This window comes from Microcoleus sp. Pol12B3, assembly GCF_036701355.1.
Lineage (GTDB): Bacteria > Cyanobacteriota > Cyanobacteriia > Cyanobacteriales > Microcoleaceae > Microcoleus.
On sequence record NZ_JAUBQS010000042.1, the window covers coordinates 23,935 to 50,915 of the forward strand.

Genomic DNA, 26,981 nt, shown 5'->3' on the forward strand with positions numbered 1-26,981 from the left:
GAAGCCGGATCGAGTCAAAGGAGCGATCGCCTCTCTTTCCATGCTTTCCTAGAGGGGGAAATACTCTTTTTTCCCGCCCTACCATTCTCAGATAAATCAGATTGAGGATGAGAGTTCCCATCAATAGCCGGAAGAATTAGCTTGTCGCATATTTTAGGGCGAGTACGAATTCTGGCAGATTATCACTAAAGGAGTTAATGCTAGAGCCACATTAGACAGCTACTAACGCGAACGTTTTATCGTTAATTAGGGTGACTTACTTAATCTCCATTTCAAGGTAGTATATGGAAAGAAAAAAGTTGGGATAGACTTGGGCGGATTTATGTTTCAAAGCATTACTTCTCAAATAAATAGTTCTTCTGACTTTTTATTATATTTAGGTATAGTATTAGTCGTTACTAGCATAGCGTCTGTACTGAGTTGGCGATGGTGGAAAGAAAAGGAGGCTTATAAATCGCTAAAATCACTTCCTTCGCCTCCCCAATACTGGGTGTTAGGAAATCTGCCACAAATATTAGCCGCAGTAAAACAGAAGAAATTATTTCAGCAATCCTTTGATTGGAGCCAGCAGCTAGGCCCGATGTACGTCATCTGGAATGGCAGGACTCCATCTGTGATTTTAAGTAAACCAAAAGTAATTGAAGATACCATTATCAATGGGATGAGAGATGGTAGCTTAATTAGATCCAAGCAAGTACGTCAAGCATGGAACGATATCAGCGGTTCTATTATGCTCGGAGAAACTGCAACCGAGTGGCAGTGGCGACGCCAGGCTTGGAATCCAGAATTTAGTTCGAGCAATATTTCCAAATATCTGGAAATAATTAGCCAAGCTTGCGAACAAGTCATTGAGACGCTGAAACAAGTTGCCCCCACAAAAGAAGTGGAGGTAGATCCTCTGTTTGTGGAACTAACAATGAGGGTGATTTCCTCTTTTGTACTAGGTATTCCTGTAGATAGAAATAGTACCACTCAGGAAGGTTCGCCCCTGGAAGTTAGCAAGGTGTACGAAGCGATGTCTATTGTAGGTTATCGTCTCCTGCGACAAGCTACGGGGGAGAAAAGATGGATGAAATATTTGCCAACTCAGAATTCACGGGATTATTGGGCAGCAAGGCGATATTTAACGGAATTCCTTACTCCCCCCCGCGTTGACTTAGCTTTACAGATGAGAGAACAAAATCAAGGTGATTTCCCACAAGTCAGTAGTTTGTTTAGGGAATCAATGTTAGTCAAAATCGCGGCTAAAGAACCAAAATACGATCGCGAAACCTTAATATCAGAATCGATTGAACTATTAATCGCGGGTACTGACACCACAGCCCATACTTTATCCTTTGCAGTTGGCGAATTGAGCTTAAATCCAAGAGTATTTCAACAAGCACGAGATGTCGTTGACCAAGCTTGGCAAAAACAAAGTGGGATCAACCTAAAAAACCTCAAAGAATTGGCTTATATTCGTGCCATTATCAAAGAAACACTGCGCCTTTATTCAGTGGCCTCTGGCTCAACTACATTAGAGGCTCAACGGGATACTCTAATTGACGGTACAGTGATTCCGCGTGGGACGAGAGTATCCTGGTCAATGCTTGCAGCCGGAAAAGATCCAGAAGTTTATGCTCATCCAGAGGAATTTCTGCCGGAACGTTGGTTAGACAAGAATAAGGAAACAAGTTCACTGCCAATGATAGACTTTGGCGAGCGGCTCGCATCGTTGTTTAGGAGAGCATCTATCAATGCTGGAAGGAACGATGATGTTAGCATTATTGGTGCGCCACTTCGATTGGGAGTTAGTCAACGGTCGTTCTTCTCTGGAACAATTACAGCAAAACCTGTTAATTTATCCGTCAGATCGAATGCCAGTACGCTTTCGAGAGAGAAACTGAGCCTAAACCTTTCAAACACCGCCATTTTTAAGAATGTACAAGATAGCCTGATTAGGGTGAATTGGCTGGCTCAAGAAAATCTGCGATGAGCTCTCCACCCTCAAATCAAAACCCCAAATGCTGCACAGCCCGTCGCTTCGTTTCTTCGCCCCGGCGATCGTACTTAGCTGTCGTTACCGGCGATGCGTGCCCTGCTAACTTTTGCACTGTCACGATATCGACTCCAGCATCGAGGAGGTCTGAGCAAAACGTCCGCCTGAAATCGTGAGGCGAGAAAGAATCCACTCCAGCGAGGAAAGCCCGTCGCTGCAAAATCTTCAAAACACCATCGTCCGTCATCCGCCGAAATTGAATTTCTCCTCCCTTACGGATGGGAAAAAGCAACGGGCCCGGTTCCTCTCCTCTCAAATTGAGCCACTTTTCTACCAACGCCATCGCTGCCTCTGGGAGATAAACCATCCTGTGTTTCTTCCCCTTCCCGAATCGAATTTCCAATGCTCCCGTAGAGCGGTTGAAATCGTCCAAATTAAGGCTGACTGCTTCAGCGCGGCGAATGCCTCCCCCCCGCAAGATAGCGATCAAGGCTGCATCTCGAACATCAACGGTACTCTCACCAGAGCAGCTTTGCACCAGCGCTGCAATTTCATCCGGGGATAGCGCCCGCCCCCTTGGCTTTCCCGATTGCTTGACGCTTCTCACGTCCACCGCCTTGCTGTAATCCAGGGGGTCGATTAAATCTAACCGCAAAGCTTCCTTGAGCACCCGCCGTAGGGCGCACAGCATTTGATTGACCGAAGCTGGCGCGTACTTTTTCTCCAGAGCCGAGCGCAGCGCTGCCGTGTGCTTGTAGCGCAATGCTGCCCAATTCAACGTCATCCGGTCGCACTCGGAGCCCGCCAGCAACTTCGCCATGATGTCGAGTCCTGCCGCCATCGTTGCCTTCGAGAGATCGCTCCCCAAACTGTCAAGGTACACCGCTGCAGGATGCAATGCCAGTGGCACCGGTGCCTGCAACTTCAAGGTTTCCGGCTGTTGCTCTTCAATTCTGTTGAGCATTTACTCTTTATAACTTCGCTTATAAAGAGTAAATTTTACGCCTTTAACGGTTCACGCGATCGATCGATTTGGCTCTTCCCTCGTGAACCCTCACCGTCCGGGGACGAGCCCGTGTGTTTGCTCCTGTTCGTAGAAGAAGAACACCTTTATGCAGCTTTAGCCTGTTTTTTTGGGCTAGTTGCTGTGAATGACCTGATATTGCTTTATTGCTGGTGGGTGGGAGAGTTATGCTCCGTGGGGGAATTTTTGGGGAGTGCGATGATCGCGAATGGCTGTAATGATATGATGGCGGAATGGCAATCAATACTGCTCGGTTAAGCAATTTCGTGGGTATGATATGTCCGCTAAAGATATCTTTCACAATGCTGTTCGTTCAGCTTTAGAAAAAGAGGGATGGATCATCACTCACGATCCTCTTTTTATCAAGGTAGAGGAACTTGATTTTTTTATCGACTTAGCAGGGGAGAAAATTTTAGCAGCAGAGAAAGATGGCTTCAAGATTGCTGTAGAGATTAAGTCTTTTATCGGTGCATCTGATTTAGCCAGCTTTTATATAGCTTTGGGTCAATTTCTCAGCTATCGTTCTGCCCTGAGAAAAAAGCAACCAAACAGAATTTTGTATTTAGCAATAAACCAAGATGTGTATAATGATTTTTTCTGCAATCGTTTTATTCAAGAATTAATCGCTGAGCATCAGCTCAAATTACTCATTTTTGATGCTATTCAAGAGGAGATACTTTTATGGAAAGAGTAAACTACAGAGAATTAATCCAAACAATTCTGTCTCAACACTCAAGGAATGATTTGGATACTGAAACAGAAGTTCAATTACTTTTTGATACCGAACGGGAGCATTATCATGTGGTTCATTTGGGCTGGGACGAGCAAAAACGGGTTTACGGCTGTGTGATTCACGTTGATATAAAAGATGGTAAATTTTGGATTCAGAGGGATAGAACGGAAGCAGGAATAGCGAATGAGTTAGTAGCCGCCGGAGTTCCCAAGGAAGATATTGTTTTAGCTTTTAAAGCCCCTTACGTGCGTCAATTTACTGAGTTTGCAGTGGGGTAATTGGGATACGGAAGATTTACATTTTCATCAAAAATAAAGTATTTAGTTTTGTCACGCGAGCGGAACTTACGCTCATAAACCGGGTTGATCTGAAAATCCTGTGTTTGGAAATGTCGAGGAATAGCATTGGGGAAGAGATTCATAATCCGGGTTAGCTACCCCCTTTATCATCGGCAGAAAGATACTCACTTTCTGCTCGCGCAGAATAATCTGCGCGAGCGTTATTTTTCCCTCAGCAGGATTGTCAGCTTCCCGCTATCTTGGCAACAAGCCAAGACTTCTGGCTCATAAAATATGCAAAAAGATCATAATTTCAGTTAAGAGAGTGAAAATAACGATCGCATGGTTACGGGCGAGATTGAAGGACGGGAAAATGCCCCTACATTATTCGGATGCCGGAAAGAGTGATCGCTCTTTCTGGAGCTTCCCCGGCAAACCTGCGGACTAGAGCCCAGCGAAAGCTCTGTGCGAAGCCGAGGGTTGCTTCATGTTAGCGTGAGGATATTAATTGAAAGGTTCTTGCTATGAAGCAATACAAAAACTTTTCCCATCACTGGACACGACGGCAACTACTCGAATTTGGGCGTTGCATTTCAGGGGGCGACAAGCGCCCCTGAAGGGTGTCCCTTTGGCGCAGTGAATAAACGGCCGCTTCCATCAAAACCCAGAGTTCTGGGTCTGCCATCGTTTCCACGGATGCCAACAACGAAGGGTACAAAGAAGCGCTCGTCACCTTTGGCGTTGCAGCAGCAGCGGACACCTCAACCGTTAGCGGTATCGGTATTTGTGTCATGATTGAAAAACCTCATTAATGTGAGTGCCACACCCCGCCCCAGAAGATTTCCAGTCAGAGGGAGCGGGGTTTGATTTTGGTGTTAAACTATGCCTGTGTATGCACAAATATGCTTATGTATGCACATACATAGCACTTTTATTTGGGTATTGTCAAGCCCTATGATGAAAATTGTTGTGCATACACAGACAAATGACCAGAAAACCCGCAGAACGCAGCGCTTGGGGCGAAAACAAAGAGCGCTACAGCATTTTTGTAACTCCCACCGCGATGAAGGCGATCGACACCAGGGCTGAGGCTCTTGACATATCGCGCTCTGAATTCTTGGAACAGTTCGCCCGTCAGATGGTGGGAATGACCGATACTGAAATAGCAAAGGAGGATAGGGAGGAATTGACCAAAAGTCTTGGAGCAGAGTATCGCATTAGCCCGCGAAGAACTTGCTGGCAGGGGTTTGTTTCTCAAGCGCAAGGCTAAAGGCGATCGGGTTCAATTGCTAAAAAATCAAATTATGGAATGGGAAACACTACTTGAAAAACTAGGCTGAACTACGGGTATACAGCAAAATTTGTTTATCTCGCGTTTTGTGTATACCCAAAACAACAATGCCAAGTGTGCTGGATTAAAAGTTCAAAATGTCTCAGATTTTTTGCCAAAAGCTTTTGTGGGCTGCATTTAGGTAGAACCAGAGCTAAGAACGGCATTTCAATTTTTTTGAGTTCCACGACCCCCCAAACCCTTACTATAAAAAGCTGGAGGCGTTTTAAAATACATCCATTTAAAGGAGTGACTGCAATGATTGGATGGCCGTTTAGCAAAAGTGAGGATGACGATTCGGAGCAGGAAAACAGACATTCGGCGTCATCTGAAGAAGATTGCAAGGAGATGGAAAAAAAGTATGGGTGGGAACTCAAAAGAGTCGAACAAAACGAGGACGATTCAGACCTATCAGTCGATTGCGTCTTCAAAGGCAAACAGACGAGTTTTTGGGATATGTGGGGCGACCATCAAGATAATAGGGATGAGGGCAAGGTATAAACAATGACATTACTCGAACAAATAACTGAAGACATCGAACTCTACGACCCATTGGCAAGGAAGTCTACGCTGAGCCTCTACCTAGTCAAAGAGCAAGAAAAATGGGTGCCGATCGAGAGCAAAGAGCTTGTGATTGGCAAGCAATTAACTCGACTGTTGCAGCTTTCCCACGATTCCCGCCCACTACTCAAGCGTCAGGTCAAACTTGGCGAACGGCTCACCTACCACGTAAAAAAAGAGGGCAGCCCTTGGAAAGCTTACCTTGTGGTTCCCTCGGACTGGATAGTGGTCAAGGTGTTTCGATATGAAGCCGACCTATCAGAAATTGAGGGGGAACTGCCGGAGTTTCGGGATGTACAGATTGCTTACTGCGAGCGACAGCCTTTGATGCCAGAGGAAGCTGAAGCAATGACTTATGAGATTGTTAGCCAGGTTTCTGTGGATTCATGCGGTGGCGATAAGGAAGCTTATCAGAAATTCCTTGCCAGCGAGCAATCTAAGCCATACGTTCGAGTTTAAAATTGGAAAAGGCTGTTGCCAACAAGCGACCGCCCGCATCGATTAGACCAGACCAAAAAAAAGAGTCCGCAGTCTTTAGAAGAGACGGCAGACAACAAAAAAAATAAAATTTCTAAGACCATCATAGTCTATTTCTGCCATTACCGCAGATTTTGCACCTTTGCACATCAACGGTAGTTACAGCAGAGCCGTCTCTTCTACATAAGCGCGGGTTTTTGTAAAAAAACCAGTTAGCACCGCTATGAGTAGCGAGAGAGGCATCTATGAACGTTGTTGCAAATCAATTTTTATCAACTACCACTTATCTTTGCCCCAAACACAAAAGCCACATTGAGAGCCGGGGGCTGTTGAACGACTGGAGCTACGCCAACTGCCGCACTGTATCTGCGGATGAGGCATCAGTTTACTTGGGCTACGCGGCGAAGTCTGGCGGTATCCTGTTTGTGGGAAAAACCACACAATTCCAATTCAGGCCAGACAAGCCTTGGAAATCAGAAAGCTGCAAGAAAGCGCCCAAATATCGCACACCAGTGGGAGAATACGACGCATTCTTGCCCCAGCATCCCACCGACAAAAACTACTGGGAGCCCGAAAATCTCAAGCAGCACTGCTACCGCATCAACGACCATCCGTGCATTGTCCTCACTGAAGGCCCGTTCAAAGGAATCGCCGGGTGCGCTAACGACATCCCAACTATTGCACTGCTGGGCGTTTCAATGGGTCTAACCTCTAAAAAAGGAGACATTCAAGGCAAGCGCTACTTGGTCGAAACTTTAGAAAAGTACGCCCGTGCCGGCTTCGGGTTTATCTTTGCCTTCGATGCCGACGCCGCCACCAACCCAAACGTCACCTGGGAACAGCGGAAACTCGGTCTTGTGTTGCTCAAGTTCGACGTTCCGGTCTACAGTGCAACTGGAGGTTGGGATGCGGGCATGGAAGGCGAAACCAAAGGCATGGACGATTTGATTCAACGAAAGAGCATTGAAGCTTTTAGAAAAGTGCTGGCCACGTCCGTTACTTTTAAGGACTGGGAATCAAAAACCTTTGGAGGCGACGGCGGCAGTGGTGGAACTAGAGACAGATACTTAGTCCCCAAGTCCACAACGTTTGAGGCACACTGCCTCAAGAATTTATTCGGAGATGATTGGATAGTTGTCAATGATGCTTTCTACCAATGGAACGGGCGCTATTGGCAGTTCCAAGATGAAGCGGACGTAAACAAACTCATCGGCGACTTTACCGAGAATTGCTACGAAACAGCAGAAGTCGGCAAAAAGTTTAAGTTCGGCACTAACAAATTCTTAGATTCGGCTTTTAAATATTGCCGGAAGGTGCTGCACCAGAAGGTTGACACTTCTCGGAACCACCTCAAATCATTCTCCAACGGCACTGTAGATTTGAGGACTGGCGAACTGTTCCCACACGACAAGGAACATTACCTGCTTTCTTGTTCCCCCTGCGATTATGTGCCAGGGTCAGAATGTCCAGCCGAATTTAAGCAATTCATACTTTCTGCCTACGGTGTCGAACAGATAGAAGTCATCAGGGCCGTAACTTCGATGTACTTAGACCCAACCGCACCTTACGGGAAGTTTGCTTACTTGATTGGGGATAGCGGTAGCGGGAAAGGCGTGATGCTGCGGACTTGGGCAAACTTACTTGGCGAAGAAAACAGCGTTAGTTCCAATAGCTTGACCGAGCTGACAAAACCTGAAGGCCGGCATCAATTATTAACTGGTAAATCCTTGTTTTACATCCCCGATGCTGGCGGATTTCTGAGCGGGCTCAAAGCTTTTTACGAATTGGTGGATAATGGCGGCATTTCGGGACGGGCGCTATTTTCGGCATCGGCTTACCAAAAAAAATGGAACGTGCGATTTGCGATCGCCTCCGTCGAACACATCCAAACGGAGAACAGTGGCGATGGTTGGGACAGGCGCTGCATTCCGTTGCAAACCCGCGCCCGAACGGCAAGCATCGAAGATCCGGAGCTAGGCCGCAAACTATCGGCAGAGCTGGGTGAGATCGCTGGTTGGGCGCTATCAATGGACAAGACAGAACGCAATCGCATTTTGCTCGTACCGTCAACCAACCCGTCAATTGTCGCGTTGAAACAAGACGGCGCGATTCTGGGAGATAGCGTTCGCTCTTTTGTAGATCGCTGTTTGAGATCGGGTGGCGATAGTTACGTCGGTAGTGATCTGCACAGTTGGTACGCGGCATATTGCAAAGCCCACAATCTCTCGCCAAGCGGTTACAACAAATTCGTTCACCACTTGCAGCGAGTATTGTCAAATCACTGGCGAGCTTCCGAGGTTGTGCGAGAAGGCGACAAAATCAAGCGCATTCCCGCTCAGTGGCGGGGACTTCAGATTTTACCGTGCTTTGTTGATGTAGCAGTCGCGGAGGATGAAGGTGGCAGCAACCGACCGCACATCCCGAACTGGGCTTGCATCAAAACTATTTGTGCTGATGGCGGATTGCAAGAATTAACTCTAACCCGCACGGTTACAGGCACTTCAAAGATTGCAGAAATTCCAGCACATTCTAAAATAGCTCAAACCGTTGTGGTTACAGACGTTACAAGCAATTCTGAAATTGTTACAACATCTAAAAACCCTAAAACCCGCATGGTTACAGACGTTACAGCGTTACAGGATGAAAGTAGCCAACATGAAAAGACCTCATCATACGAGATCACAGATGATCTTAATAACACGGCTGAAGGTGAATCCTTAACTGATGTAACTCCTGTAACCACAACTGTCACACCCACTTTTGAGTCCTCAGCACAATCCTGTAACAGCTCAAAAACTTGTAACAACCCTCAGCTATCCGAGCCAGGGATGATCGCCCCTCTGGAATCCAAACCAATAGAGCCAACCGAACCAACAGAGCCGCCGAGCGTCCTGATGGTGAATTGGAATGTCGGCGAGCGAGTAAAAGTTTCGACCCAGTATCCCGGAGCTCAAGAATATATAGACGAGCGGGCCATCGTAGTTAAGGTGTGGAGCGATGGGCTATGCCGGATTGAGCTTGACCGCGAGATTTCAGTCAAAGAAGGTAAACCTACCAAACAATTCAACCTTAACGGGCGTTACTTAGTTTCAGAGTCCGCGACCGACTCAAATCTCAACGAAGAGGAACTAGAACTCGTTAACCTGATGCGGTTCGCGGTTATACAATCAGACCCCCTAGTTACCGATGCCGTGAAAAAATGTCTCACGGAAACTTGCGACAAAGGTTTCGCTAACCGAAAAAAAGTTTGGTTCGCGTTGACGGCGAGTGAGCAAACTGTATTTAAAGCGCTACTAGCTAAGTTAGAAGCTCAGCCTCAGCCGAAACAGTTACCTCACGCCCCCGCTCCTTCCGAGACCGAGCCAAAAACTCCATCTGAACAGATCGAACTCTCGAAGCAGGAGTGGGAACAGCCGACAACAGAAGCAGTGACAGAAGCACAGCCAATACTGACGCCGACGCCAGAAAAGTCATCTGTGCCTCACGCCCCATTGGAATCAGAGCCAGAGCTGGAATTGCCAATCTTCACAGCAGAGACTGAAGCGCATCAGCTTGATTTGCTGCCAGATTTCAAGTCGCTTTCAGACTCCGACGGGAGATTTTCGCCCGAATCTGAAGATTGGGCTTAATCCAAGAACACACTGCGAGCCTTGTCCCGTCTAGGCTTTCGTCTCTCTGTATCGATATTGGCTCTTAGTCAGCTTCACTCCAAGTAAGTTAGTTATTCCCATGAAAACATTTGTCGAATTCCAGCAGACTTATCTGTTCGCGACTCGCACCGTCGAGAGAAGCCGCCATCAATCGCATCATGAACAACCGCGAACATCAAATATCGCAGGCGAAACTCGCAATCGCCACCGCAAACCGAAAACTTGAAAATTTAGAATCTTTGCGGATAGTGTTTCAAAGCTTTGCTGAGTACGAACAGGAACCGCCCGATGTGGGGGAGTTGCGGGAGGAATTGGTCGCCTAAATCAGCGACTGGTGGCCACCTATCAACTTCCTGAAATTACAGCCTCTAAACGCGAGAAGTGGCTGCTGCGAGCGAGCAAGCCCAAGAATTCATTGAAGGCGTGATTCTGAGTCTCAGTACCGAATCAATAATCAGGTGGAATCCACCTGGGGGGGTGTTGACGGGGTGACAAGCAGATTGAAAGCAAAGGTGCGTCAAGGTTTTGAGTTGAGTGACCAAGCGAAAAGATACGCTTGCTGTAATTCAATCCAGATGCAGCAACTTGACTATTAATTCAATCCAGATGCAGCAACTTGACTATTAATTCAATCCAGATGCAGCAACTTGACTATTAATTCAATTTAGATGCAGCAACTTGACTATTAATTCAATCCAGATACAGCAACTTGACTATTAATTCAATCCAGATACAGCAACTTGACTATTAATTCAATCCAGATGCAGCAACTTGACTATTAATTCAATCCAGTCTTTGTTAAAAACGCTAAAAATTAGCTAATTTTTGTGCGCCCAAAAATCAGGGATTTGCAGTATAAAGTCAGGCGTTTGCAGTACAAAATCAGTGAGGAGACAGGCATTTGCAGGGGCTGCACTTTACCTGCAAATGCCTGTAAATATCCTGCAAATGCCTGCAATTTTATGCCAAATTACTGCCTTTTTGTGCTGTTCGTGCCATAACCTGTTGGGACTGGTTATGGCTGTTCTCGATCGGTAGCAAGCAATGGTTTTGTGATCACAAACCTGACTTTTACGCGCAGAAACAAAAACGATGCACCCTTATGAATGGGGAATCCTAGGTGTCAAGGCGATCGCGCTCTTGCTGGCTATCGGACGAACGATTCCCTCGCGATCCTCGACATCAGCCGGCTGCTTCGCTTGCAAACAGGAGGGCAAGGCGCGATCGCGTCAGGCATCCGCCGCCGATATTCAACAGCACCAACTGGCTTGCGTCGTGCCCGGCGACGCTCCATCGTAAAGGCGGCTGTCCTGTACACTCGCTCTTTGAGTCGATATTGAAGCCAAGAGCGAGTGTACAGCGGGCGTCAAAATCCAAACAGCGAGCGAGTCAAACTTTCTCTTCAAGGCTTCCCAGAGTGAGCGTGAGCTAACTTCAATTTCTAACTGTTCTCATTGCAGTCTTGCAAAAACCCTAAATTGGTAAAAAGTGCTCAAATTCGACTTTTGTACGTCTATTTGACATGGCTTGCTATGCGACTAGCGCACTAATTAGGAGGATTCAAGAGGTGTCGGAGTACAAAAAATCAATTAAAAAGCAGCGAAATTTAATTTAACTTAATTAAATTTTGTGAATTTTGGAGGAAATATTAGGAAATATTAGGGACAAGTAGGAGATATTAGGGAATATTAGGAAATATTAGGAAACAGAAGGGTTAAAATATAAAGCTTTTTATTGCCGTCAGTAACAATTGTGGTGTTATTTCTTCTTACAAAAAGTTGCACCCTCTGTGTGGAGAATGCAACTCGCGCTTATTGCTGGCAGGCATTACTTCTTAGAAGAACCTGACCTTTGTAGTAGTCGTAACATCACTGGCATTAGTACCTGAATCAGCGAGGCAACAGAGCAGATGAAGATAGCGAACACTCTGCATGAGCATTCTGGCAGCCCGAAAAAAATACTCTTCCACTTCACTTCTCTTATACAAAAGTGCGTTAGCACTGCATTCAATCAAACTCGGCTCCCTGTACTGCAACTCTTGCTAGAAAAACGCTACCGCTATTGTTCCGATAAATTAATATGCTATAGCTGAATGGCTAATAACGAGGCGGCAATCTTTTAGGCAACCTTAACAGCCTATTTAATTAGTTCGACTTGCTCAATTGTGAAAGTACAGCTTGCTATAAATGCTACCACTTTTGAGCCTCTTCTACATTTGCTTAAAAAATTATTGTAGAGTTTGCTGTTTAGTTGTTAAATAAATCTTAAGCGTACCGGGACAGGAAAACCCCTCAAAATTAACTTTTTGGGGCCGCTCGACGATGAGTTTTTCTGAGTTATTGCTGTGGTTTTTGAGTTTTTATGAGTAAAAAATTGTAACCTCAGCTTGAATTGTTAACCCTCTTTTGGGCGGTATTAGCAACAAAAAACTCAAATTTATGCAAATTTATGCAAGCTGGGAAGAACTGGAAAAAAGCAGGGAAAGATGGTAGCAATAGCAATGTTGGGCGATATATTTATATCGGTAAAGGAAAGTTCTGGCTAAGTTTTCTGAAACTTATAGTGCGATCGCTCCTACCTACAACGGTTTCAAGCAACCGGGGCGAGCGCTGTATTCGCTACATGGCGATTGCCCTTCAACGAGCGCCGAGCAGTCAATTAAAGTCGCCACACCTTGATTATTCGCTATTCGCGAATGTAGAATAAAGGAAACAAGGAAACAATGCGCTCGCTCATCCGCTATGCTAAAACCCCAAGATATCCTTGCAATACTCAAAGTCCACAGTTGGGATTCAACGAACTGGACGTACAGTTCTCTCGCTCAAAGCTTGGGAATGAGCGCATCAGAGGTTCATGCTGCCCTTGAGCGTTCTGAAGCTGCCGGTCTGTATTATGGCTCCGAGCGGAAAATTTTGAAGCAAGCGGTGTTGGAATTCTTGGTTCACGGGTTGCGCTATGTATTCTACGCCCAACCAGGCCCCCTCTCGCGGGGACTGCCAACTGCACATTCTGCTGAGCCATTGAAAAGCAAGCTGGTTGCCTCACCATCTGAGGTTTATGTCTGGCCTGACCCTCAAGGTGCCGTGAGAGGGCAGGCAATCGCGCCTCTGTACCGTTCAGTCCCCCAAGCTGCCAGTAACGATCCAAAACTTTATGCCTTGCTCAGCTTGATTGACGCTATTCGAGTTGGTCGGGTGCGGGAGCAACGTTTAGCCGCTAGCGAACTTGAAAAGAGGATCGTCGCTCTATGAATCAGCAGATATTCATGCTGGAAACAGTCGCCCGGATACTCTCTCAAGTACGCACTACCATCGTCTTCACAGGAGGAGCAACGATATTCCTGTATCTGGACGAAGTGGCTGCTCCTGACATTCGACCTACCGACGATGTTGATTGTGTTGTCGAAATCATGTCCAGAGCTGAATATTACAACTTCTCGAACTTGTTGCGAACCCTTGGGCTTCAAGAGAGTACAGAATCAGGCGCACCCCTATGTCGCTGGCAGTACGAGGGCATTTCAATTGATGTCATGCCGTGCGACTCCTCTGTATTAGGGTTTTCCAATCGCTGGTACAGGCCGGGCATTGCTAACTCTATTCGCTACCAACTTCCAAGTGGTAGGCAAATCCTAATTTTTTCAACGCCTTACCTTCTAGCTTCCAAAATAGAAGCTTTCATTGGTAGGGGTGGGGGTAACTTTTATTTTAGTTCTGATATTGAAGACATCGTGGCATTGCTTGACGGGCGTTTTAGTTTGTTCGAGGAAGTGCAACAAGCTGACGAAGAAGTGAAAGCATTTTTATCAGGATGGTTTCGAGCCGAGCTTGCAAATCTGTGCGAAATCGCGCCTGCTTTCCTCTCACCCGTTGCTAAAAATTCAGGTCGCACTCGCTTGCTCTTGCAAAGAATTGAAAGGCTGGCGATGGTAGTTTAGTAGTTGACTGCTAGCAATAGACGGCAGCGGACACTCGATCGAGGTAAGCCTTACACTCGCGAACAGCTCGGCGGGCGAGCGCAAAAACCAGATAGTCCAGCCTCAACTTTATGGCTGGCATAGTGGGTACTACGCTACAAAATCGCTTCTAAAATTTTAGCTACCTGCCAATTTTCTCACACTTGCTCAACTTGCTTCTTAATTCAATTCCGATGCCGCCACTTGACTATTAAATCAATTCATATTTTGTTAAAAACGCTAAAAAATATCAAATTTTTGTGGAGCGCTAAAGTCAGGCAAGTGCCGTATAAAGTCAGGCAAGTGCCGTATAAAATCAGTGAGATTACAGGCATTTGCAGGGGCTGCACTCTACCTATATTTACCCGAAAATATCCTGCAAATGCCTGTAATTTTCGGTCAAATTGCTGCTTTTTTGTGGCGAGCGTGCCTTTGCCTGTTGAGGCTGGTTTTGGCTGTTCTCTCTCGGTAGCAAGCAATGGTTTTGCGATCGCAAACTCTGACTAATTCGTGCAGACCAAAAATAATGCCCCCTTATGAATGGGGCATTCTAGGTGTCAAGGGGCTTAATTTTTACCCGATATTCGACTCTGCCGATTACTCACATTGCTCCTGCTGTTGTGGCGGCTTTTGTGGCAGCACAGGCATCAATTGCCGCAATTTTTCCATCGCGCCTGGGTAGCGATCGCTCAAAAGCTCGCTCTCTTGTTAACCAGCCATCGCTCTCTTGTTAACCAGCCCTCACCATCAGACGTTTAATCGTCCTTCCAGTGCGATCGCCTCACTCGCTATAATTTATACAAACAAATTAAATTAAATTAAAGTTGGGTAGGGGTCAGTCTCACTTTGATAAACCCTCTAATAGCCCTCTCCAATTGGGGGGGATAAAATCACCTGACTAGCGGTTGTCAATTACAGTGGTTAACTTGTATCTTGGGAAAAGGTTTTTACTGATTAAAAACTATGAAAACTTTATCGGAAGTCAAACCTAGAGAGCTGCTATCAAACCATATTCACATTCGCCTAACTGACTCAGACTACAATCAAATTAAAGCAAGAGCAGAGCAAGTCAATTTAAGCATGAGCGACTTCATGCGCCGTGCAGCTTTGAGGAGAACCATGCCGCGCCCTCTAGCTGCATTTGACTTAAAAGCCTATCAAGTGTTATGCAAGATTGATGCCCAATTGAGAATTGCCGGAAACAACCTCAATCAAATTACTAAAGCTTGCAATAGTTCTGTGGCATTGGGAGAACCCGTTATTGTCAATACAGGACTCTTAGAAAGCGTACAGCAACTCATTCGAGAAAACGGGGGTGCAATTAAAACAGTAGTTGCAAACCTCGCCCAATCTACAGTACGCTAATTATTAACAAGCCTGGGCTTTACCGCCTGAGCAATCGATTGTGTGCAACTGACGGCTTTTCGGTTATGATTGGCAAACAAATCAAAGGTACAGGCTTTCGGGGCTGCCTGAACTACGTGCTAGGTAAAAAAGACGCTGCTCTAATTGGCGGTACTATGTGCGGACAAACTCCTGAAGAACTCGCTGCTGAATTTGGCATCGCCCGACAACTAAGACCTAACCTGAAAGTAGCAGTTTTTCACGCCACTTTATCTGTCGATAGCACCGAAAAACTCGAAGATTCTGAAGAAAATGACCAACGCTGGCTGGCGATTGCAGCCAACTACATGAAAGCGATGGAATTTGACAACAACCAATACGCAGTTGTCAAGCACAGCGATACAGCACACGACCACATTCACATCGTCGCCAGTCGCATTTGCCTAGATGGAGGTGTTGTTGACGATAGCTGGGACTATTACAAAAGCCAAGAAATTATTCGCCAACTCGAACGGAACTACAGCCTGGAAACTGTTACACCCAGTTGGGAAACAGACAAGCGAGCTCAGACTACAGGAGAACACAGGCAATTAAAAAGCAAGGGAAACAAGAGCGTCAGAGTGCAATTGCAAGACCTAATTGATGAAGTTACCCAAGACAACCCAAGTATGCCAGAATTCGTTGAGCGGTTGCAGCAACAAGGCGTAGAGGTGCAAGTCACACGAACTGGAATCGGCTTGAGTAAAGGCATTTCTTACAATTTAGATGGGGTCGCTTTAAGTGGCACTCAGTTGGGTAAAGCCTACACTTTTTCTGGATTGCAGAAGCATCGAGCCGTTAGCTATGACAAAGGGCGAGATAACGCCCTAATTGATGCTTTAATGCAGCCACAACACTTAGCTGTTGCCCCCAGTGAAGCAGAGGAAAATGAGCTAGAGTCGTCACAATTCGAGTTAGTAGCAGGCGCGCCTGCAATTCCTGCAACAGCCAATGAGTTAGAGTTACAACTGTCAATCCTGCCTGAGCCTGATGAAACTCAGTGGCAAAAAGTGCGTTCGCATCTAGCAGTCGAGTACAGTTTACCTTTAGAATTGCTTGAAAAATTGCACTCTCATTCTTGGCTGTATGCCGCCTCTGAAAAGGCTATCTTTACAGGACGGACGCTTGACGGAGAAGCCAGCTTCGCTTTTGTTCTCGATGAAAGAGGCAACTTTAGTACAACCCATCCCCTGTCATCTGAAGCTGCTTTCTGGGTAGCCACTACTGGAGAAATTGAGCGAGCTGTGATTGCGTGTAACCCAATAGAAGCCCTTTCAATTTTGCTTATTGAACAGGATAACTCTACAACAGCACCAGCGACACTTTACCTAGGAATTGAACGAGCTTCACAACTGCCTATACAATTCTTACAAGAACTCGATAGCGTTATTATAGCGATTGCAGAAGATTCTATGCTCGCTAGAAATGCGAGTGTGCTCCTACCGAATGCAGAACTTGTTAATCCACCGTCAAGTTGGAATGAGAGCTGGATACAATTAATTGAGCAAGAACAGCAAACTCATAAACAAAATAACCAACAGTATAAACGGCGTATCCAAGAAATTGAATTGGATTAGCTTTTACAGTTTTAAAAATTGATACGACTTACGCAAATGAGTAATTTTTAGACTATCTGTGGCGTAAGGTGCTCCGTGCGCGGCATACAGATAGAGCCTTTACGTAAGTCCTGTTGACTGTGGTTTAAGCAAGCAAAACGCTAGCTAAAAATTTTCCTAATTGCGACATTAATTATTGATACCGCTGCCAATAATTATTATAAGTGTTCCAATATATTTGTCAACAGTTTTCGCTGCACATACAGCTTTCGCGAACATTGCGGTGCATCCGGCTATCGCCGTTACTCCCTAAAAAATCAAGTCGCGATCGTAGTCAGGGGGTAAATTTTTACCTGACTTTTAAGCTCGATCGGACAATAATTGTTTAGCCGATTGCAAAGCGCGAGGCCGACAACAGCAATTTATGAAACTGTCAAGGCTGACATAACGGCTGCTACGCTGCCAATTTTTTCGCACTTGCTCAACTTGATTTTTAATTCAACTTACCATACTGTAACTTGACTATTAAATCAATTCAGTTTTTGTTAAAAACGCTAAAAAATTAGCTAATTTTTGTGTGCCCTAAAGTCAGGCATTTGCAGTATAAAGTCAGGCATTTGCAGTATAAAATCAGTGAGATTACAGGCATTTGCAGGGGCTGCACTTTACCTGCAAATGCCTGTAAATATCCTGCAAATGCCTGCAATTTTATGCCAAATTACTGCTTTTTTGTGTCGAGCGTATATTTGCCTGTTGAGGCAGGTTATGGCTGTTCTTGAGTAGTAGCAAGCAATGGTTTTGTCCGTACAAACCTGACTTTTACGCGCAGAAACAAAAACAATGCACCCTTATGAATAGGACATCATAGGTGTTAAGTAGCTTGATTTTTACCCGCTCTTCGACTGTGCCGACTGCTCACATTGCTCCTGCTGTTGTGGCGGCTTTTGTGGCAGCACAGGTATCAATTGCCACAACTTTCCCATCGCACTTGGGTAGCGAGCGAGCGACTTGAGGGACAGCTCGATCGCCCACAACGGAGCTCATAGAATCAAACAGGCGATAGGCTACCCATCTCGCGCCGTAGCTTCAGCTATTGAGGAGGATTTTGTGGCGGCAACCGACGCGGGCTTTTCTTGCATCGGTCAATATTGTGGTGATAGTTGGCGAGACGCAATTTGAAGTTTAAGCAGCTAAAAGGTGAGGGGCGCTCTCATAAAAACTCATAAAAACGCATATTGCCGAAAGTTTTCCTAGGTCTGCCGCTCTTTGATTTTTCCTTGCTGACCACGGAGAAACCAGGAGCGATCGGCTTGTTGGGTAGCCTGATCGCCCCTAGTTGATTCCCCGGTAAATCTATAGAGAATAAGGAAGCCACCATTTCTATGAACGGAGAGGCGGGAAAGTCAATTATGCCCTCTTTCAAAAAGAGGGTTTTTTTGGATTAAATTATTTCTTGGCGATGCAAAAATATGAGATGAATATTATTTTTGCAATCAAAATCTTTCTTGAGTTCAGCTTCTTCCTAGTAATCTTCAGGCTTTTCAGGGGAGAGTGAGAATGATTCAAATTCAAGCATAGTTACCCCTTGTGGGAAGTATTGATGGGGGTCAAAGTATTGATCTATCAGCTTCCATCCCTTCTTTAGCTCGTGAGCTAGTATCATTTCTAAGATAGATTTATCTGGCTGTCCCAGAATAGGCATACGTTTGTTATTGGGTGCCATAATTAAATTCAAAGTATTACGTAACAATCGCTTTAGGCAGTGGCGTATTAGTATTATAGTTAAATTTTAATATTAAATTCAAAGCTATAAATGCTAGAGCTGGGATACAAAATTTAACGGTTTCAGCATTGACACTTTGACTCAAATACTGCGGGAGAAGTTTTCACTAAACGTATAAACAGGACGCAAAACCAATGAAATTCTTAACCACCAAATTCGCTCAAGTCAATGCCAATATCTCCGAGACTCAAGCTCAAATCGCCGCACTCCAAACCAAGCTCAGCGAGCTTCAAGACTACCATCAGCATTTACTCTTGGTTGAGCAAGCTTGCGAATCGGTGCTGGAACAAATGGAGACGGCGCTTGCGATGCTTAATAATGTTGATCCAACTCAAATCGCAATCTTCAAAGCAGCAATCGAGCTCAACTTCATTTCACAAGCAATTAACATTTTTGAGCCGACCGCATCCATTGAAGCAGCCACACCTGAACCAACCACACATACAGAGTCAGAAGTGTCTATAGAGCAGGAGGTTCAGCTTACGATTAATACGCAGCTTGAAACAGACGCGATCAACATTCTTGAACCAGTCTCTGCGCTCACCGAACCCCTTGCACCAAAATTAATTGCACCCATAATGCTAGAGACTCCAATAGAATCTAACCATGAGCTTGCGATTAATGTCGAAGTTATGAACACCACAGACGAGCAGATCGACGCAATACCGGAAGTTATGAACACCACAGACGAGCAGATTGACCCAACACTCGAAGCTATGCCAACTCCTGATAGGATAGCGAGGCGTTATTCAAGAAAATGAGGTTTAGTTTATCGGCAAGTTGATAGCAGCGAAGTAAACAAACGAGACTGGTAGAGGAGCGATAGTCAGCGACAGTCAGTTTCGGCAGCAGCGAAAATACAACTCCCCAGAGCGATCTGGATTTAGGTCACGGAATCAGTATCCGATGTCAGAATTTAACTGAATTTATGAAATACAGCGTACAAACCGGAATCGGGGCAGGCACGGGGGTTCTGCCCCTAAAACCGAGTTGTTTGTACTTCACGAACCTGCAAAAGTGCAGTAATAATCAAGTTTCAGCATCATTCTCAAATGAAATCACCCTCAACGGTTCCACAATTGGTTCAGGCAGAATGCCGGCCGAGAGCGACTGCAACGCTTCCAAAGCCGGAGCCACCTTCTGAGAAGGAGTGCGGCGATCGTAGATTTGACCCTGAGTCTTCTGAGAGTGAGCCATCAAGTCGGCCAAAGCTGCCAGCACGGTATCCTCCGCTCCCGACAATTTAAGGTAAGTAACAATGGAATCCCTCACCATATGCGGTGTAAACACTTGGCCTGTCAACCGATAGCTCCGACTACGGAAGTAATTACCCAAAGCGCTGGTGTCAAGCGGATCGCCGTTGACTTTTGTAAAAAAATACCCATGCTTAGGATTGAAAATAGGCCGCCATTTTTCCAGCCATTCCGTAAAAAAGGGATACAAGCTCTCTGGTAGTTCTATTACCCGCCTTTGACCATTCTTGCAAAAACTATCACCAGTCTTGAAGTCAGCAGCACTGTGCTCAATAAACCACTTGTCATCGCGGTTGAATAGAGTGCGGCCAACCTCTAGTTCCCTCAGCGTCCGGCTGCGGTCTGGAAAAGCACTCAACAGCATAAAAATCAAAGCTATTTGGTAACTTTGGGCAATCGCCTTCAGTGGCCGCTTCTTGCCACAAGCACTCCGCTCCTTACATTCCTCTACCAACTGTTTTACACAGGTTAAGAAGACTGGCTAATCGAGCCATTTCTTCGATTCATCGGAACAGCGCGGGCTTTGATTTACCCTGACCATAATCTCGCCTTCCAACAGCCTCAATTCCTCAATAATTGGAATATCTTTGTACCCGACCTGCTTGCCACCAACAAGGTAGCGACTGCGCTGTTTCGATGCTTTATGATAAAGAAATTTCGCCACAGCTACCAGACATTCCACAGCTTTAAGTTCAGTATTAGGAGACGCTCCTCGGGCTTCCCTCAACCATTCTAAGTGAGAGTCAATTAGCTCTATCACTGCCTCTATCTCTGCTTCATCTTTCTTGCCTTCAGGAGTTAATCCACTGTAAGCCACCAGTTTTTTGAGACTTAACTCATCAAGAGAAATGCCCTGATAACGGTGAAGCCAACCTAACTGCCTCTTCGCGGCTGTAACGTGAGCCATTGCACTAACAGGGCGCAGAGCTTGATCTTGGCGATTGCGATTCCCAACCAGAGCAGTTTGGAATTTCAAGAACAGATCGAGTTCCTGCTGTAAATCAGGCGAAATCTCTTCAGCTTTCAAGGTGTATTGAAAATTAGGGCAACCCCGATTGATCTGGCGCTCGGTCACACGAGGTTTGTCCTTACTGAAGCTTCTTGTATTACGCATTTTCGGACAGCGTTTCTCTCGGTCTTTCTCGCTAACAATAACTGCTCCATTCCACCAAGGTTGTTGCTGACTCCACAATAGAACCTTTGTCAAGTGCATTCGATGGTAGTGTTTTTATGTAAAGGATAGAGGATAATAGCTCTATGCCAATCTTTTGAGGAGTCTCATGATGAAACCCTATCTGATTTGTCCCACTTGTGGTTCTGACGATGTGATGAAAAATGGTATGACGCGTCGCGGAAAACAAAACCATAAATGTCGTGACTGTGGTCGCCAGTTTGTCGAAAATCCTCAGTGGCAACCCAAAAACACCGACACCTTGGCAAAAATTGAGTTGCTTCTCCTTGAACGGATTTCTCTTAATGGCATTGCCCGAGTCATGGGTGTTTCCAAGAGCTGGCTTCAAAATTATGTAAACCACTTGTACACTGCCGTAGAACCCAAGGCTACAGTTATCCCAAAAGAAGTCGGAAAACACACCGTCCAAATGGATGAACTATGGTCTTTTGTAGACAACAAAGGGAATAAACAATGGGTTTGGTTAGCAATGGATGCCAAGACTCGGGAAGTGATCGGATGTCATATTGGAGACCGTTCCTTAAAATCGGCTCTTGCATTATGGGATTCCCTACCGAGTGTCTATCGCCAATGTGCCAAGATTTATACCGATCATTGGGAGGCATATGCTGCGGTTTTACCGAGTAAACGGCATCAGCCTGTGGGGAAAGAAAGCGGATTGACGAGTTACATTGAACGATTAAATAATACTCTCAGGCAGCGAATTTCGCGATTAGTCAGGAAGACATTATCGTTTTCTAAGAAGTTGGAGAATCATCAGGGTGCTATTTGGAATTTTATTCATGATTACAATCACCGAATTAGATTAGCAATGCTGAAGACTCAACCGCCTCAATTTTCTCCATCCTTTACATAAAAGCACTACCCATTCGATAAGTTCGACAGATAGAGAGGGTACACCTCAGGGCACTAAAAACCTCATCTTGATAACTCAGAGCATTCTTTAATTCATGGGTAGGAATTTGTTTCATCAATTCCCAAGCTGCGTGCAACTCAACTAAGGTTAACTTTTTTCCCTCCGGGAAAGGCAAGCCATACTTAGGTAAAAGATATCGAAATAAAGCCGTTGGCAGAAGAGCTAATTGATGATTTTTTGCCTGAATATTTTTTGCCGTTAACTCTTGCTCGTAGAGGCGATAAACCTCAGCCAAACTTTGCGGTACGGTATTGATGAGTTTGTTCATTCTTACTCCTTTTGGGTGTGATATATTACACTTTAACATCAAATAAATGGCACTCTTTTTGCTCTTTATCTATTAAGATATAAGCAAATAAATGCGGTGAAACTCTTGCTAATAAGCCTTCACAGCCTCAAGCTTTAGTTCAAGCGTGATAAATAACTGTCAGAATACTTATCACGCTATTTAGACTTGAGTTTCTGTTAGCAACTCCTCGAAAAAAATAAAAAAGCCGGGACAGTAATCTGCCCCGGTCAAGGGTGTTTTATTCAATTATTGCTTTGACTCTTGTAACCTTTTTTGTCTATTTCAAAGTCTCCTTGTTGATTGGATTTTGCAACCAGCTCTCACTTCGCTCTGCTCTAGAAACGAGCCAAAAAAAAGGAGCTCCTAGTTAGGGCTCCTGTATAGGTCGTTTTATTATGATTAATCGGAAAGCCGATTCTTGGTTGTGAGGCGTTAAGAAAAAAAGCGCCTGCAAAACAAGATGACTAGCAGAATTTTAGAGAGATGTATGAGTGCTGGGTGGATACAGCCGTGCTGATTTGTGGGAAAACATTAATGCTCTCTTTCTAAAAGCTTGGGCTGATGTCCAACAACATTATACTGTAAATGTCTCTGAAGTTGCAACGCTTAGTAAATTCTCAGTGATTTAGCCTTTAAGTTTCTGCTCGATTGCCCTTAGCTCTTGATAAGAGCAGAAATGCTAGTAGCTGAAAAGTTAAGTTTTATTACAGTATGCTTTCCACCCTATCTAGTTTATGTCAAGTTTTTTCTCATTTGCGAGAGCGCTTGATTCAATCCTTCACTGTGAATCCAGCCCACAAAGCCACCGTAAATCATTTTGCCATCGGGATCTGCTAAAAAAATGTGGTCAACGCCGAGGGGGTTTTTCCAAGCCCTAACGGCTGTTCCATCCCTAAGTCTGATAATCGGATTGGAACTGTTAAAATCCCTGTGGTGTGCTGGTGTCATTCCTGGGACAGCTTCTAAAATGGCGCGAGCCTCAAGGGTAACATCTGAAATGTTTGCAGCGCTGGCTGCTGAACAGCCACATCCATCTGTCACAGTTTGCTTGAGCCTTTCTTTGATATCGCCATCAAACAGGGATAATTGCTCAATCTCATCTAAAAGTTTCCCGTGTGGCTCAGATAAGCGCCTTTGGCAATAAATTGCTGTCAGCAAGTCCTCTAACCCTACTTTTGTTAAGGCATCTGCAATCAATCCCGTTAAACCTAGTACGGCAATGCCTCCGAGCATTCCTGCTGGGCCGCCTAGAAATGCTAGAGCTGCTGTGATTGCAGCCGCTCCTGTTAAACCTGTCGCAGCCATCGTTACTACCAGGATGATACCTGGTAAACCCAAAGCAGCTATTTTTTTGACGAGTTCATCCATTTTATTAACCTTCGCTGTTGCTCTTCTTGCTGATTCGTACAATTTTCCCGTTTGGACGCGGTGATGTTTAATTCCTTAAATCTGAGTATCCCAAAAATAGTTTGTATAGCCAGCCTTTAGTTGTACTGTACCGAAGCTGTAGTGTTTGTTTTAATGGGGTCTTTCCGAGATGTCTTACGGAGTTGTCTCACAACAGTGTAAAACAACTTTGTAGGACACTGCGTTTTTTGTCTTACTACTGAAGCTTTTGGCCTTACATAGTGGTCAATTAGTTAGGGATTGTGTACAAAAAAGGAAATCAAGTTAGGAAGAAAAGCCAGAAATTGGGGTAAAAATTGTCATTTTAAGGATCTTTGTATCGCTGACAAGTCTTCTTTGCTTCCCTGGCAAGATCGGTTTCAGGTTCAACCAAGACAGAGTGATAGCGGAGTTGGTCGCAAGCCCTATGCAATAACCCCTCCAAGGAAATATCCCCCCACAGCCGCACCGTCTTGTCGTAACTGCCAGAGACAATCTGGGTGCCATCGTGAGGGCGCATAAGGTTTCTTCCTTCTTCCTGATTGTGAGAATTTAACAGGCTTCTCAATTCACATATCATTTCCAGTTTGTTTTGTCAACTCCTGAGACTGAACCGACGCCCTAGGAGTAATCTTCCTGTCTCTTTTTTTCGCTTTAGTAGTGCTTGTACCGTACTTTTACGCTCCTTGAAATCTTTCTGCTACTTTCCGAATAGAGGTGTTACCTGCCTCGTAAGTGTCAACGATCTTTTGACGCATATCTAGGGAGTAGGGTTTCATTTTTCTCTTTTTTACCACCTCTACTATTGTACCTAATTGTTAACCAAAGTGCTGTAGTACGCCCCTACATCTATCTCAAAACTCTTGATTCTTTTTAGGAGATATCTACTTTAACTTTTGCGACACTGCCCCCATCGGAGTCCAATCACCAGAAGGAATAAAAGACGCCCAATAATAAGGATGCTGATAATTTTCACTGCGCAACATTTCTAACTGAATCTCGCGCAACGCAGAAGAACGCCCTTCATTCTGCAACAAACGGCGATAATAATTCACCATTAAATCCTTAGTTCCCTCATCATCAACTTTCCACAAACTCAACACCTGACTTTCCGCACCTGCTATGACAAACGCACGGCGCAAACCAAAAACACCCTCACCATTCGCCACGTCTCCCACCCCCGTTTCGCAAGCAGATAACACGACTAACTTCGTACCCCATAAATTCAGTGCCGCAGCTTCCATCGCCGTTAAAACGCCATCTTCATCGCCACTTTTACGAATATTAAAACCTGCCATCGCTAAACCCGATCGCAGTAACGGATTTTCTTGATTTCCTGCTACCGGACGGCGGGGTGTAATGCTAAAATCGGGTTCCACCAAAAGACTTCGACTCAACCCGGTTGACGGCGCGACTAATTCCACATCTTCTAAGAAAAAGCCGTGGGTGGCAATGTGCAGAATCTGAGGGCTTTTGACTTGTTTGATGGCGTTTTCTGTGGCTTGGGAACCTGTTAATTGTTGTACACCAGATAGTAGAGGTGCAATAGCTTCGGCTTCTTTGAGCGTACCGGGTAAAGCGCCGAATTGGATTTGGGCTAAATTGCTGGAACGTCGGGTATTATTACCTCGGTTTGCACTCGGTACTTGCACCGAGCCGGGATTACTATAGTCGGGATTAGCTAGTAGGATAGGATTAGAACGACTGGCAACGGGATTTTGCAAGCGTAATAAATCGCGTCCAGAACCGAGATAAGTAATCGCATATTTTTCGACTAAATAGCGGTTATTTTCATCCACTAAAGCGGCGAAAGGAATCAGGTTAAGTTGGCTATCGGGAGAAATTAAAATTGTGCGAGTATTGCCCAAACGCTGACGAATCGGTTGCATGAGTTTTTCATCGAGACTGCGGGCAATTTTTTGGATAGTGGGAGACTGAGATTGCAAGGCTTGGCGAAATTCGGTAACGGCTTGATTGATGGGTTCTGCTTCCCCTAAATCCACCCATTGAATGTTACCGGAAGAGTTGAGAATATAAGCGACATAACGGGCGTTTTCTAATTTGAAATTTTTGGCATCAACAGGTTTGTAAAGCACCAATTCAACTAAAGCCGCATTTTGAGGAATAAGTTTTTGAACTGCTTCAATGGTTGCAGGTTGAGAAACTTTGCGGAATTCACCCGAACGACGCGCTAAATCTGCTTCCTGTTTTTCAGCTTGGCTTTTCAGCGTAGCAACTTGATTGCGATATTGTTCCAGGGGAAGGTTTTCAGGTTTATTGAAAATCAAGGCAGCAAGTTGGCTGCGAGTGGCAACCAGTTGGTCAAGTAATTGTTGGTTTTCCTCTGTGAGGTTCTGACGCAGGGTGATGAGACTGTCGGTGAGAACTTCCAAGATGCGACCTTTGCGACGTAAAACCGTAGTGAGGGCAAGCCGTGCAGCGTCGGGGTTGTTGGGTGCGTCTTGGATGTGCAGAGAAACGGCCCAGTATGTTCCCTGTGAAAAAGTGTCCATATAGGCACGTTTTTGAGATTCAGAGCCAATGGTGAGGTTGATAGCAAGATGTTGTTCTTGGAGATTCACACCACGAGCCAAAAATTCAACCCCACGCGAGATGTCTTCTTGAGTATGGTAAAGCAAAGCTAGGTTATTGAGACTTTGGGCTACATCAGGATGCTCGGAGCCTAATACTTTCTCCAGAATTGCTAGAGAACGTTGATACAGGGGTTCGGCTTGGGTATAGTTGCCCATCTGTAGGTAAAGCACAGCCAGGTTGTTGAGGCTGGTGGCCACATCAGGATGCTCTAAGCCAAGTGCTTTTTCCGAGATAGCCAGAGAACGCTGGTATAAAGGTTCGGCTTGCCTGTAGTTTCCCATATCTGTGTGCAGTAATGCCAGGTTGTTGAGGCTGGTGGCCACATCAAGATGCTCTGAGCCAAGTGCTTTTTCCGAGATAGCCAGAGAACGTTGGTATAAAGGTTCGGCTTGCCTGTAGTTTCCCATCTGTCGGTACATTTCCGCCAAGTTGTTGAGGCTACCGGCCACATCAGGATGCTCAGAGCCAAATAGTTTCTCGCGGATAGTCAGAGAACGTTGGTATAAGGGTTCGGCTTGGGCGTAGTTCCCCATCTGTCGGTACATTTCTGCTAAATTGTTGAGGCTAGCGGCCACATCAGGATGCTCAGAGCCAAATAGTTTCTCGCGGATAGTCAGAGAACGTTGGTATAAGGGTTCGGCTTGG

At 45.3% G+C, this 26,981-nt stretch carries 27 protein-coding genes; 17 read left to right on the forward strand and 10 right to left on the reverse strand.

What is annotated here, in order from left to right; all coding sequences use genetic code 11:
• The first annotated feature begins 322 nt into the window (after positions 1-322).
• The gene (locus QUA53_RS19860) at positions 323-1,975 is read left to right on the forward strand and encodes a cytochrome P450 (protein WP_445304968.1); all 1,653 of its coding nucleotides are present in this window, start codon (positions 323-325) and stop codon (positions 1,973-1,975) included.
• Positions 1,976-1,991: 16 nt separating this feature from the next.
• Here QUA53_RS19860 and QUA53_RS19870 read toward each other — a convergent pair whose 3' ends face one another.
• Complete coding sequence (locus QUA53_RS19870; protein ID WP_333099374.1) at positions 1,992-2,942, reverse strand: tyrosine-type recombinase/integrase; 951 nt, start codon at positions 2,940-2,942, stop codon at positions 1,992-1,994.
• Positions 2,943-3,279: 337 nt separating this feature from the next.
• On the opposite strand from QUA53_RS19870, the gene QUA53_RS19875 reads away from it, so the two are divergent.
• Positions 3,280-3,696, forward strand: a complete 417-nt coding sequence (locus tag QUA53_RS19875) for a XisH family protein (protein WP_333099373.1) — start codon at positions 3,280-3,282, stop codon at positions 3,694-3,696.
• Entirely contained in the window at positions 3,684-4,013 is a 330-nt protein-coding gene (locus QUA53_RS19880; RefSeq protein WP_106332496.1) for a XisI protein, read from the forward strand. Before QUA53_RS19875 ends, QUA53_RS19880 begins: the two co-directional genes overlap by 13 nt.
• A gap of 550 nt (positions 4,014-4,563) precedes the next feature.
• Here QUA53_RS19880 and QUA53_RS19885 read toward each other — a convergent pair.
• Positions 4,564-4,806 (reverse strand): hypothetical protein, encoded by a 243-nt coding sequence (locus tag QUA53_RS19885; RefSeq protein ID WP_333099372.1) that lies wholly within the window; start codon positions 4,804-4,806, stop codon positions 4,564-4,566.
• 192 nt (positions 4,807-4,998) lie between these two features.
• On the opposite strand from QUA53_RS19885, the gene QUA53_RS19890 reads away from it, so the two are divergent.
• The 9 genes from QUA53_RS19890 (at position 4,999) to QUA53_RS19930 (ending at position 13,965) form a co-directional block, all read left to right on the forward strand.
• Entirely contained in the window at positions 4,999-5,283 is a 285-nt protein-coding gene (locus tag QUA53_RS19890; protein ID WP_333099370.1) for a hypothetical protein, read from the forward strand.
• 318 nt (positions 5,284-5,601) lie between these two features.
• Positions 5,602-5,844, forward strand: a complete 243-nt coding sequence (locus tag QUA53_RS19895; RefSeq protein ID WP_333099369.1) for a hypothetical protein — start codon at positions 5,602-5,604, stop codon at positions 5,842-5,844.
• Between the two features lie 3 nt (positions 5,845-5,847).
• On the forward strand, positions 5,848-6,363 hold the full coding sequence (locus tag QUA53_RS19900; protein ID WP_333099368.1) for a hypothetical protein: 516 nt from the start codon (positions 5,848-5,850) through the stop codon (positions 6,361-6,363).
• 263 nt (positions 6,364-6,626) lie between these two features.
• Positions 6,627-10,010: a DUF3854 domain-containing protein gene (locus QUA53_RS19905; RefSeq protein WP_333099367.1), complete on the forward strand. Its 3,384-nt coding sequence runs from the start codon at positions 6,627-6,629 to the stop codon at positions 10,008-10,010.
• A 110-nt stretch (positions 10,011-10,120) separates the two neighbouring features.
• A complete protein-coding gene (locus QUA53_RS19910) occupies positions 10,121-10,354 on the forward strand; it encodes a hypothetical protein (RefSeq protein WP_333099366.1) in 234 nt (77 codons plus the stop codon).
• A gap of 769 nt (positions 10,355-11,123) precedes the next feature.
• On the forward strand, positions 11,124-11,330 hold the full coding sequence (locus QUA53_RS19915) for a hypothetical protein (RefSeq protein WP_333099365.1): 207 nt from the start codon (positions 11,124-11,126) through the stop codon (positions 11,328-11,330).
• A 1,149-nt stretch (positions 11,331-12,479) separates the two neighbouring features.
• Complete coding sequence (locus tag QUA53_RS19920) at positions 12,480-12,737, forward strand: hypothetical protein (RefSeq protein WP_333099364.1); 258 nt, start codon at positions 12,480-12,482, stop codon at positions 12,735-12,737.
• Positions 12,738-12,772: 35 nt separating this feature from the next.
• Positions 12,773-13,282 (forward strand): hypothetical protein, encoded by a 510-nt coding sequence (locus QUA53_RS19925; protein ID WP_332950409.1) that lies wholly within the window; start codon positions 12,773-12,775, stop codon positions 13,280-13,282.
• Positions 13,279-13,965: a hypothetical protein gene (locus tag QUA53_RS19930; protein WP_333099363.1), complete on the forward strand. Its 687-nt coding sequence runs from the start codon at positions 13,279-13,281 to the stop codon at positions 13,963-13,965. Before QUA53_RS19925 ends, QUA53_RS19930 begins: the two co-directional genes overlap by 4 nt.
• A gap of 239 nt (positions 13,966-14,204) precedes the next feature.
• On the opposite strand, the gene QUA53_RS19935 is transcribed toward QUA53_RS19930, so the two are convergent.
• On the reverse strand, positions 14,205-14,462 hold the full coding sequence (locus QUA53_RS19935; RefSeq protein WP_333099362.1) for a hypothetical protein: 258 nt from the start codon (positions 14,460-14,462) through the stop codon (positions 14,205-14,207).
• A gap of 75 nt (positions 14,463-14,537) precedes the next feature.
• Here QUA53_RS19935 and QUA53_RS19940 point away from each other — a divergent pair, with 75 nt between their 5' ends.
• The 3 genes from QUA53_RS19940 to QUA53_RS19950 all read left to right on the forward strand — a co-directional run bounded on the left by QUA53_RS19940 (position 14,538) and on the right by QUA53_RS19950 (position 16,943).
• Positions 14,538-14,717 (forward strand): hypothetical protein, encoded by a 180-nt coding sequence (locus QUA53_RS19940; protein WP_333099361.1) that lies wholly within the window; start codon positions 14,538-14,540, stop codon positions 14,715-14,717.
• Positions 14,718-14,946: 229 nt separating this feature from the next.
• Positions 14,947-15,348, forward strand: a complete 402-nt coding sequence (locus QUA53_RS19945) for a plasmid mobilization protein (protein WP_333099360.1) — start codon at positions 14,947-14,949, stop codon at positions 15,346-15,348.
• 65 nt (positions 15,349-15,413) lie between these two features.
• Positions 15,414-16,943, forward strand: coding sequence for a relaxase/mobilization nuclease domain-containing protein (locus QUA53_RS19950; RefSeq protein ID WP_333099359.1), 1,530 nt, complete (start codon positions 15,414-15,416; stop codon positions 16,941-16,943).
• Positions 16,944-17,837: 894 nt separating this feature from the next.
• Here the strand turns inward: QUA53_RS19950 and QUA53_RS19955 are convergent.
• Positions 17,838-17,966 (reverse strand): hypothetical protein, encoded by a 129-nt coding sequence (locus QUA53_RS19955; protein ID WP_333099358.1) that lies wholly within the window; start codon positions 17,964-17,966, stop codon positions 17,838-17,840.
• Between the two features lie 873 nt (positions 17,967-18,839).
• Here QUA53_RS19955 and QUA53_RS19960 point away from each other — a divergent pair.
• Positions 18,840-19,466: a hypothetical protein gene (locus tag QUA53_RS19960; RefSeq protein WP_333099355.1), complete on the forward strand. Its 627-nt coding sequence runs from the start codon at positions 18,840-18,842 to the stop codon at positions 19,464-19,466.
• Positions 19,467-19,734: 268 nt separating this feature from the next.
• On the opposite strand, the gene QUA53_RS19965 is transcribed toward QUA53_RS19960, so the two are convergent.
• Positions 19,735-20,412, reverse strand: coding sequence for a site-specific integrase (locus QUA53_RS19965; RefSeq protein ID WP_333099353.1), 678 nt, complete (start codon positions 20,410-20,412; stop codon positions 19,735-19,737).
• Between the two features lie 27 nt (positions 20,413-20,439).
• Complete coding sequence (locus QUA53_RS19970; protein ID WP_333099352.1) at positions 20,440-21,171, reverse strand: hypothetical protein; 732 nt, start codon at positions 21,169-21,171, stop codon at positions 20,440-20,442.
• Positions 21,172-21,241: 70 nt separating this feature from the next.
• On the opposite strand from QUA53_RS19970, the gene QUA53_RS19975 reads away from it, so the two are divergent.
• Positions 21,242-22,006 carry an IS1 family transposase gene (locus QUA53_RS19975; RefSeq protein ID WP_445304969.1) on the forward strand — a complete coding sequence of 255 codons (765 nt, stop codon included), beginning with the start codon at positions 21,242-21,244 and terminating at the stop codon, positions 22,004-22,006.
• Here the strand turns inward: QUA53_RS19975 and QUA53_RS19980 are convergent.
• From QUA53_RS19980 to QUA53_RS19995, 4 genes are all read right to left on the reverse strand, one after another.
• Positions 21,999-22,334: a hypothetical protein gene (locus QUA53_RS19980; RefSeq protein ID WP_333099351.1), complete on the reverse strand. Its 336-nt coding sequence runs from the start codon at positions 22,332-22,334 to the stop codon at positions 21,999-22,001. The genes QUA53_RS19975 and QUA53_RS19980 overlap by 8 nt on opposite strands.
• Before the next feature lie 753 nt (positions 22,335-23,087).
• Entirely contained in the window at positions 23,088-23,723 is a 636-nt protein-coding gene (locus tag QUA53_RS19985) for a hypothetical protein (protein ID WP_333099349.1), read from the reverse strand.
• A gap of 343 nt (positions 23,724-24,066) precedes the next feature.
• A complete protein-coding gene (locus tag QUA53_RS19990) occupies positions 24,067-24,261 on the reverse strand; it encodes a WD40 repeat domain-containing protein (RefSeq protein ID WP_333099347.1) in 195 nt (64 codons plus the stop codon).
• Between the two features lie 364 nt (positions 24,262-24,625).
• On the reverse strand, positions 24,626-26,981 hold a 2,356-nt coding region (locus QUA53_RS19995; protein WP_333099345.1), incomplete at its 5' end, for a CHAT domain-containing tetratricopeptide repeat protein.

Coding starts and splice junctions, on each gene's coding strand:
- QUA53_RS19860 (WP_445304968.1), top strand. CDS start 323: ATGTTTCAAAGCATTACTTCTCAAATAAATAGTTCTTCTGACTTTTTA.
- QUA53_RS19870 (WP_333099374.1), bottom strand. CDS start 2,942: ATGCTCAACAGAATTGAAGAGCAACAGCCGGAAACCTTGAAGTTGCAG.
- QUA53_RS19875 (WP_333099373.1), top strand. CDS start 3,280: ATGTCCGCTAAAGATATCTTTCACAATGCTGTTCGTTCAGCTTTAGAA.
- QUA53_RS19880 (WP_106332496.1), top strand. CDS start 3,684: ATGGAAAGAGTAAACTACAGAGAATTAATCCAAACAATTCTGTCTCAA.
- QUA53_RS19885 (WP_333099372.1), bottom strand. CDS start 4,806: ATGACACAAATACCGATACCGCTAACGGTTGAGGTGTCCGCTGCTGCT.
- QUA53_RS19890 (WP_333099370.1), top strand. CDS start 4,999: ATGACCAGAAAACCCGCAGAACGCAGCGCTTGGGGCGAAAACAAAGAG.
- QUA53_RS19895 (WP_333099369.1), top strand. CDS start 5,602: ATGATTGGATGGCCGTTTAGCAAAAGTGAGGATGACGATTCGGAGCAG.
- QUA53_RS19900 (WP_333099368.1), top strand. CDS start 5,848: ATGACATTACTCGAACAAATAACTGAAGACATCGAACTCTACGACCCA.
- QUA53_RS19905 (WP_333099367.1), top strand. CDS start 6,627: ATGAACGTTGTTGCAAATCAATTTTTATCAACTACCACTTATCTTTGC.
- QUA53_RS19915 (WP_333099365.1), top strand. CDS start 11,124: ATGCACCCTTATGAATGGGGAATCCTAGGTGTCAAGGCGATCGCGCTC.
- QUA53_RS19920 (WP_333099364.1), top strand. CDS start 12,480: ATGCAAGCTGGGAAGAACTGGAAAAAAGCAGGGAAAGATGGTAGCAAT.
- QUA53_RS19925 (WP_332950409.1), top strand. CDS start 12,773: ATGCTAAAACCCCAAGATATCCTTGCAATACTCAAAGTCCACAGTTGG.
- QUA53_RS19930 (WP_333099363.1), top strand. CDS start 13,279: ATGAATCAGCAGATATTCATGCTGGAAACAGTCGCCCGGATACTCTCT.
- QUA53_RS19945 (WP_333099360.1), top strand. CDS start 14,947: ATGAAAACTTTATCGGAAGTCAAACCTAGAGAGCTGCTATCAAACCAT.
- QUA53_RS19950 (WP_333099359.1), top strand. CDS start 15,414: ATGATTGGCAAACAAATCAAAGGTACAGGCTTTCGGGGCTGCCTGAAC.
- QUA53_RS19955 (WP_333099358.1), bottom strand. CDS start 17,966: ATGAGCTCCGTTGTGGGCGATCGAGCTGTCCCTCAAGTCGCTCGCTCG.
- QUA53_RS19960 (WP_333099355.1), top strand. CDS start 18,840: ATGAAATTCTTAACCACCAAATTCGCTCAAGTCAATGCCAATATCTCC.
- QUA53_RS19970 (WP_333099352.1), bottom strand. CDS start 21,171: ATGCACTTGACAAAGGTTCTATTGTGGAGTCAGCAACAACCTTGGTGG.
- QUA53_RS19975 (WP_445304969.1), top strand. CDS start 21,242: ATGAAACCCTATCTGATTTGTCCCACTTGTGGTTCTGACGATGTGATG.
- QUA53_RS19980 (WP_333099351.1), bottom strand. CDS start 22,334: ATGAACAAACTCATCAATACCGTACCGCAAAGTTTGGCTGAGGTTTAT.
- QUA53_RS19985 (WP_333099349.1), bottom strand. CDS start 23,723: ATGGATGAACTCGTCAAAAAAATAGCTGCTTTGGGTTTACCAGGTATC.
- QUA53_RS19990 (WP_333099347.1), bottom strand. CDS start 24,261: ATGCGCCCTCACGATGGCACCCAGATTGTCTCTGGCAGTTACGACAAG.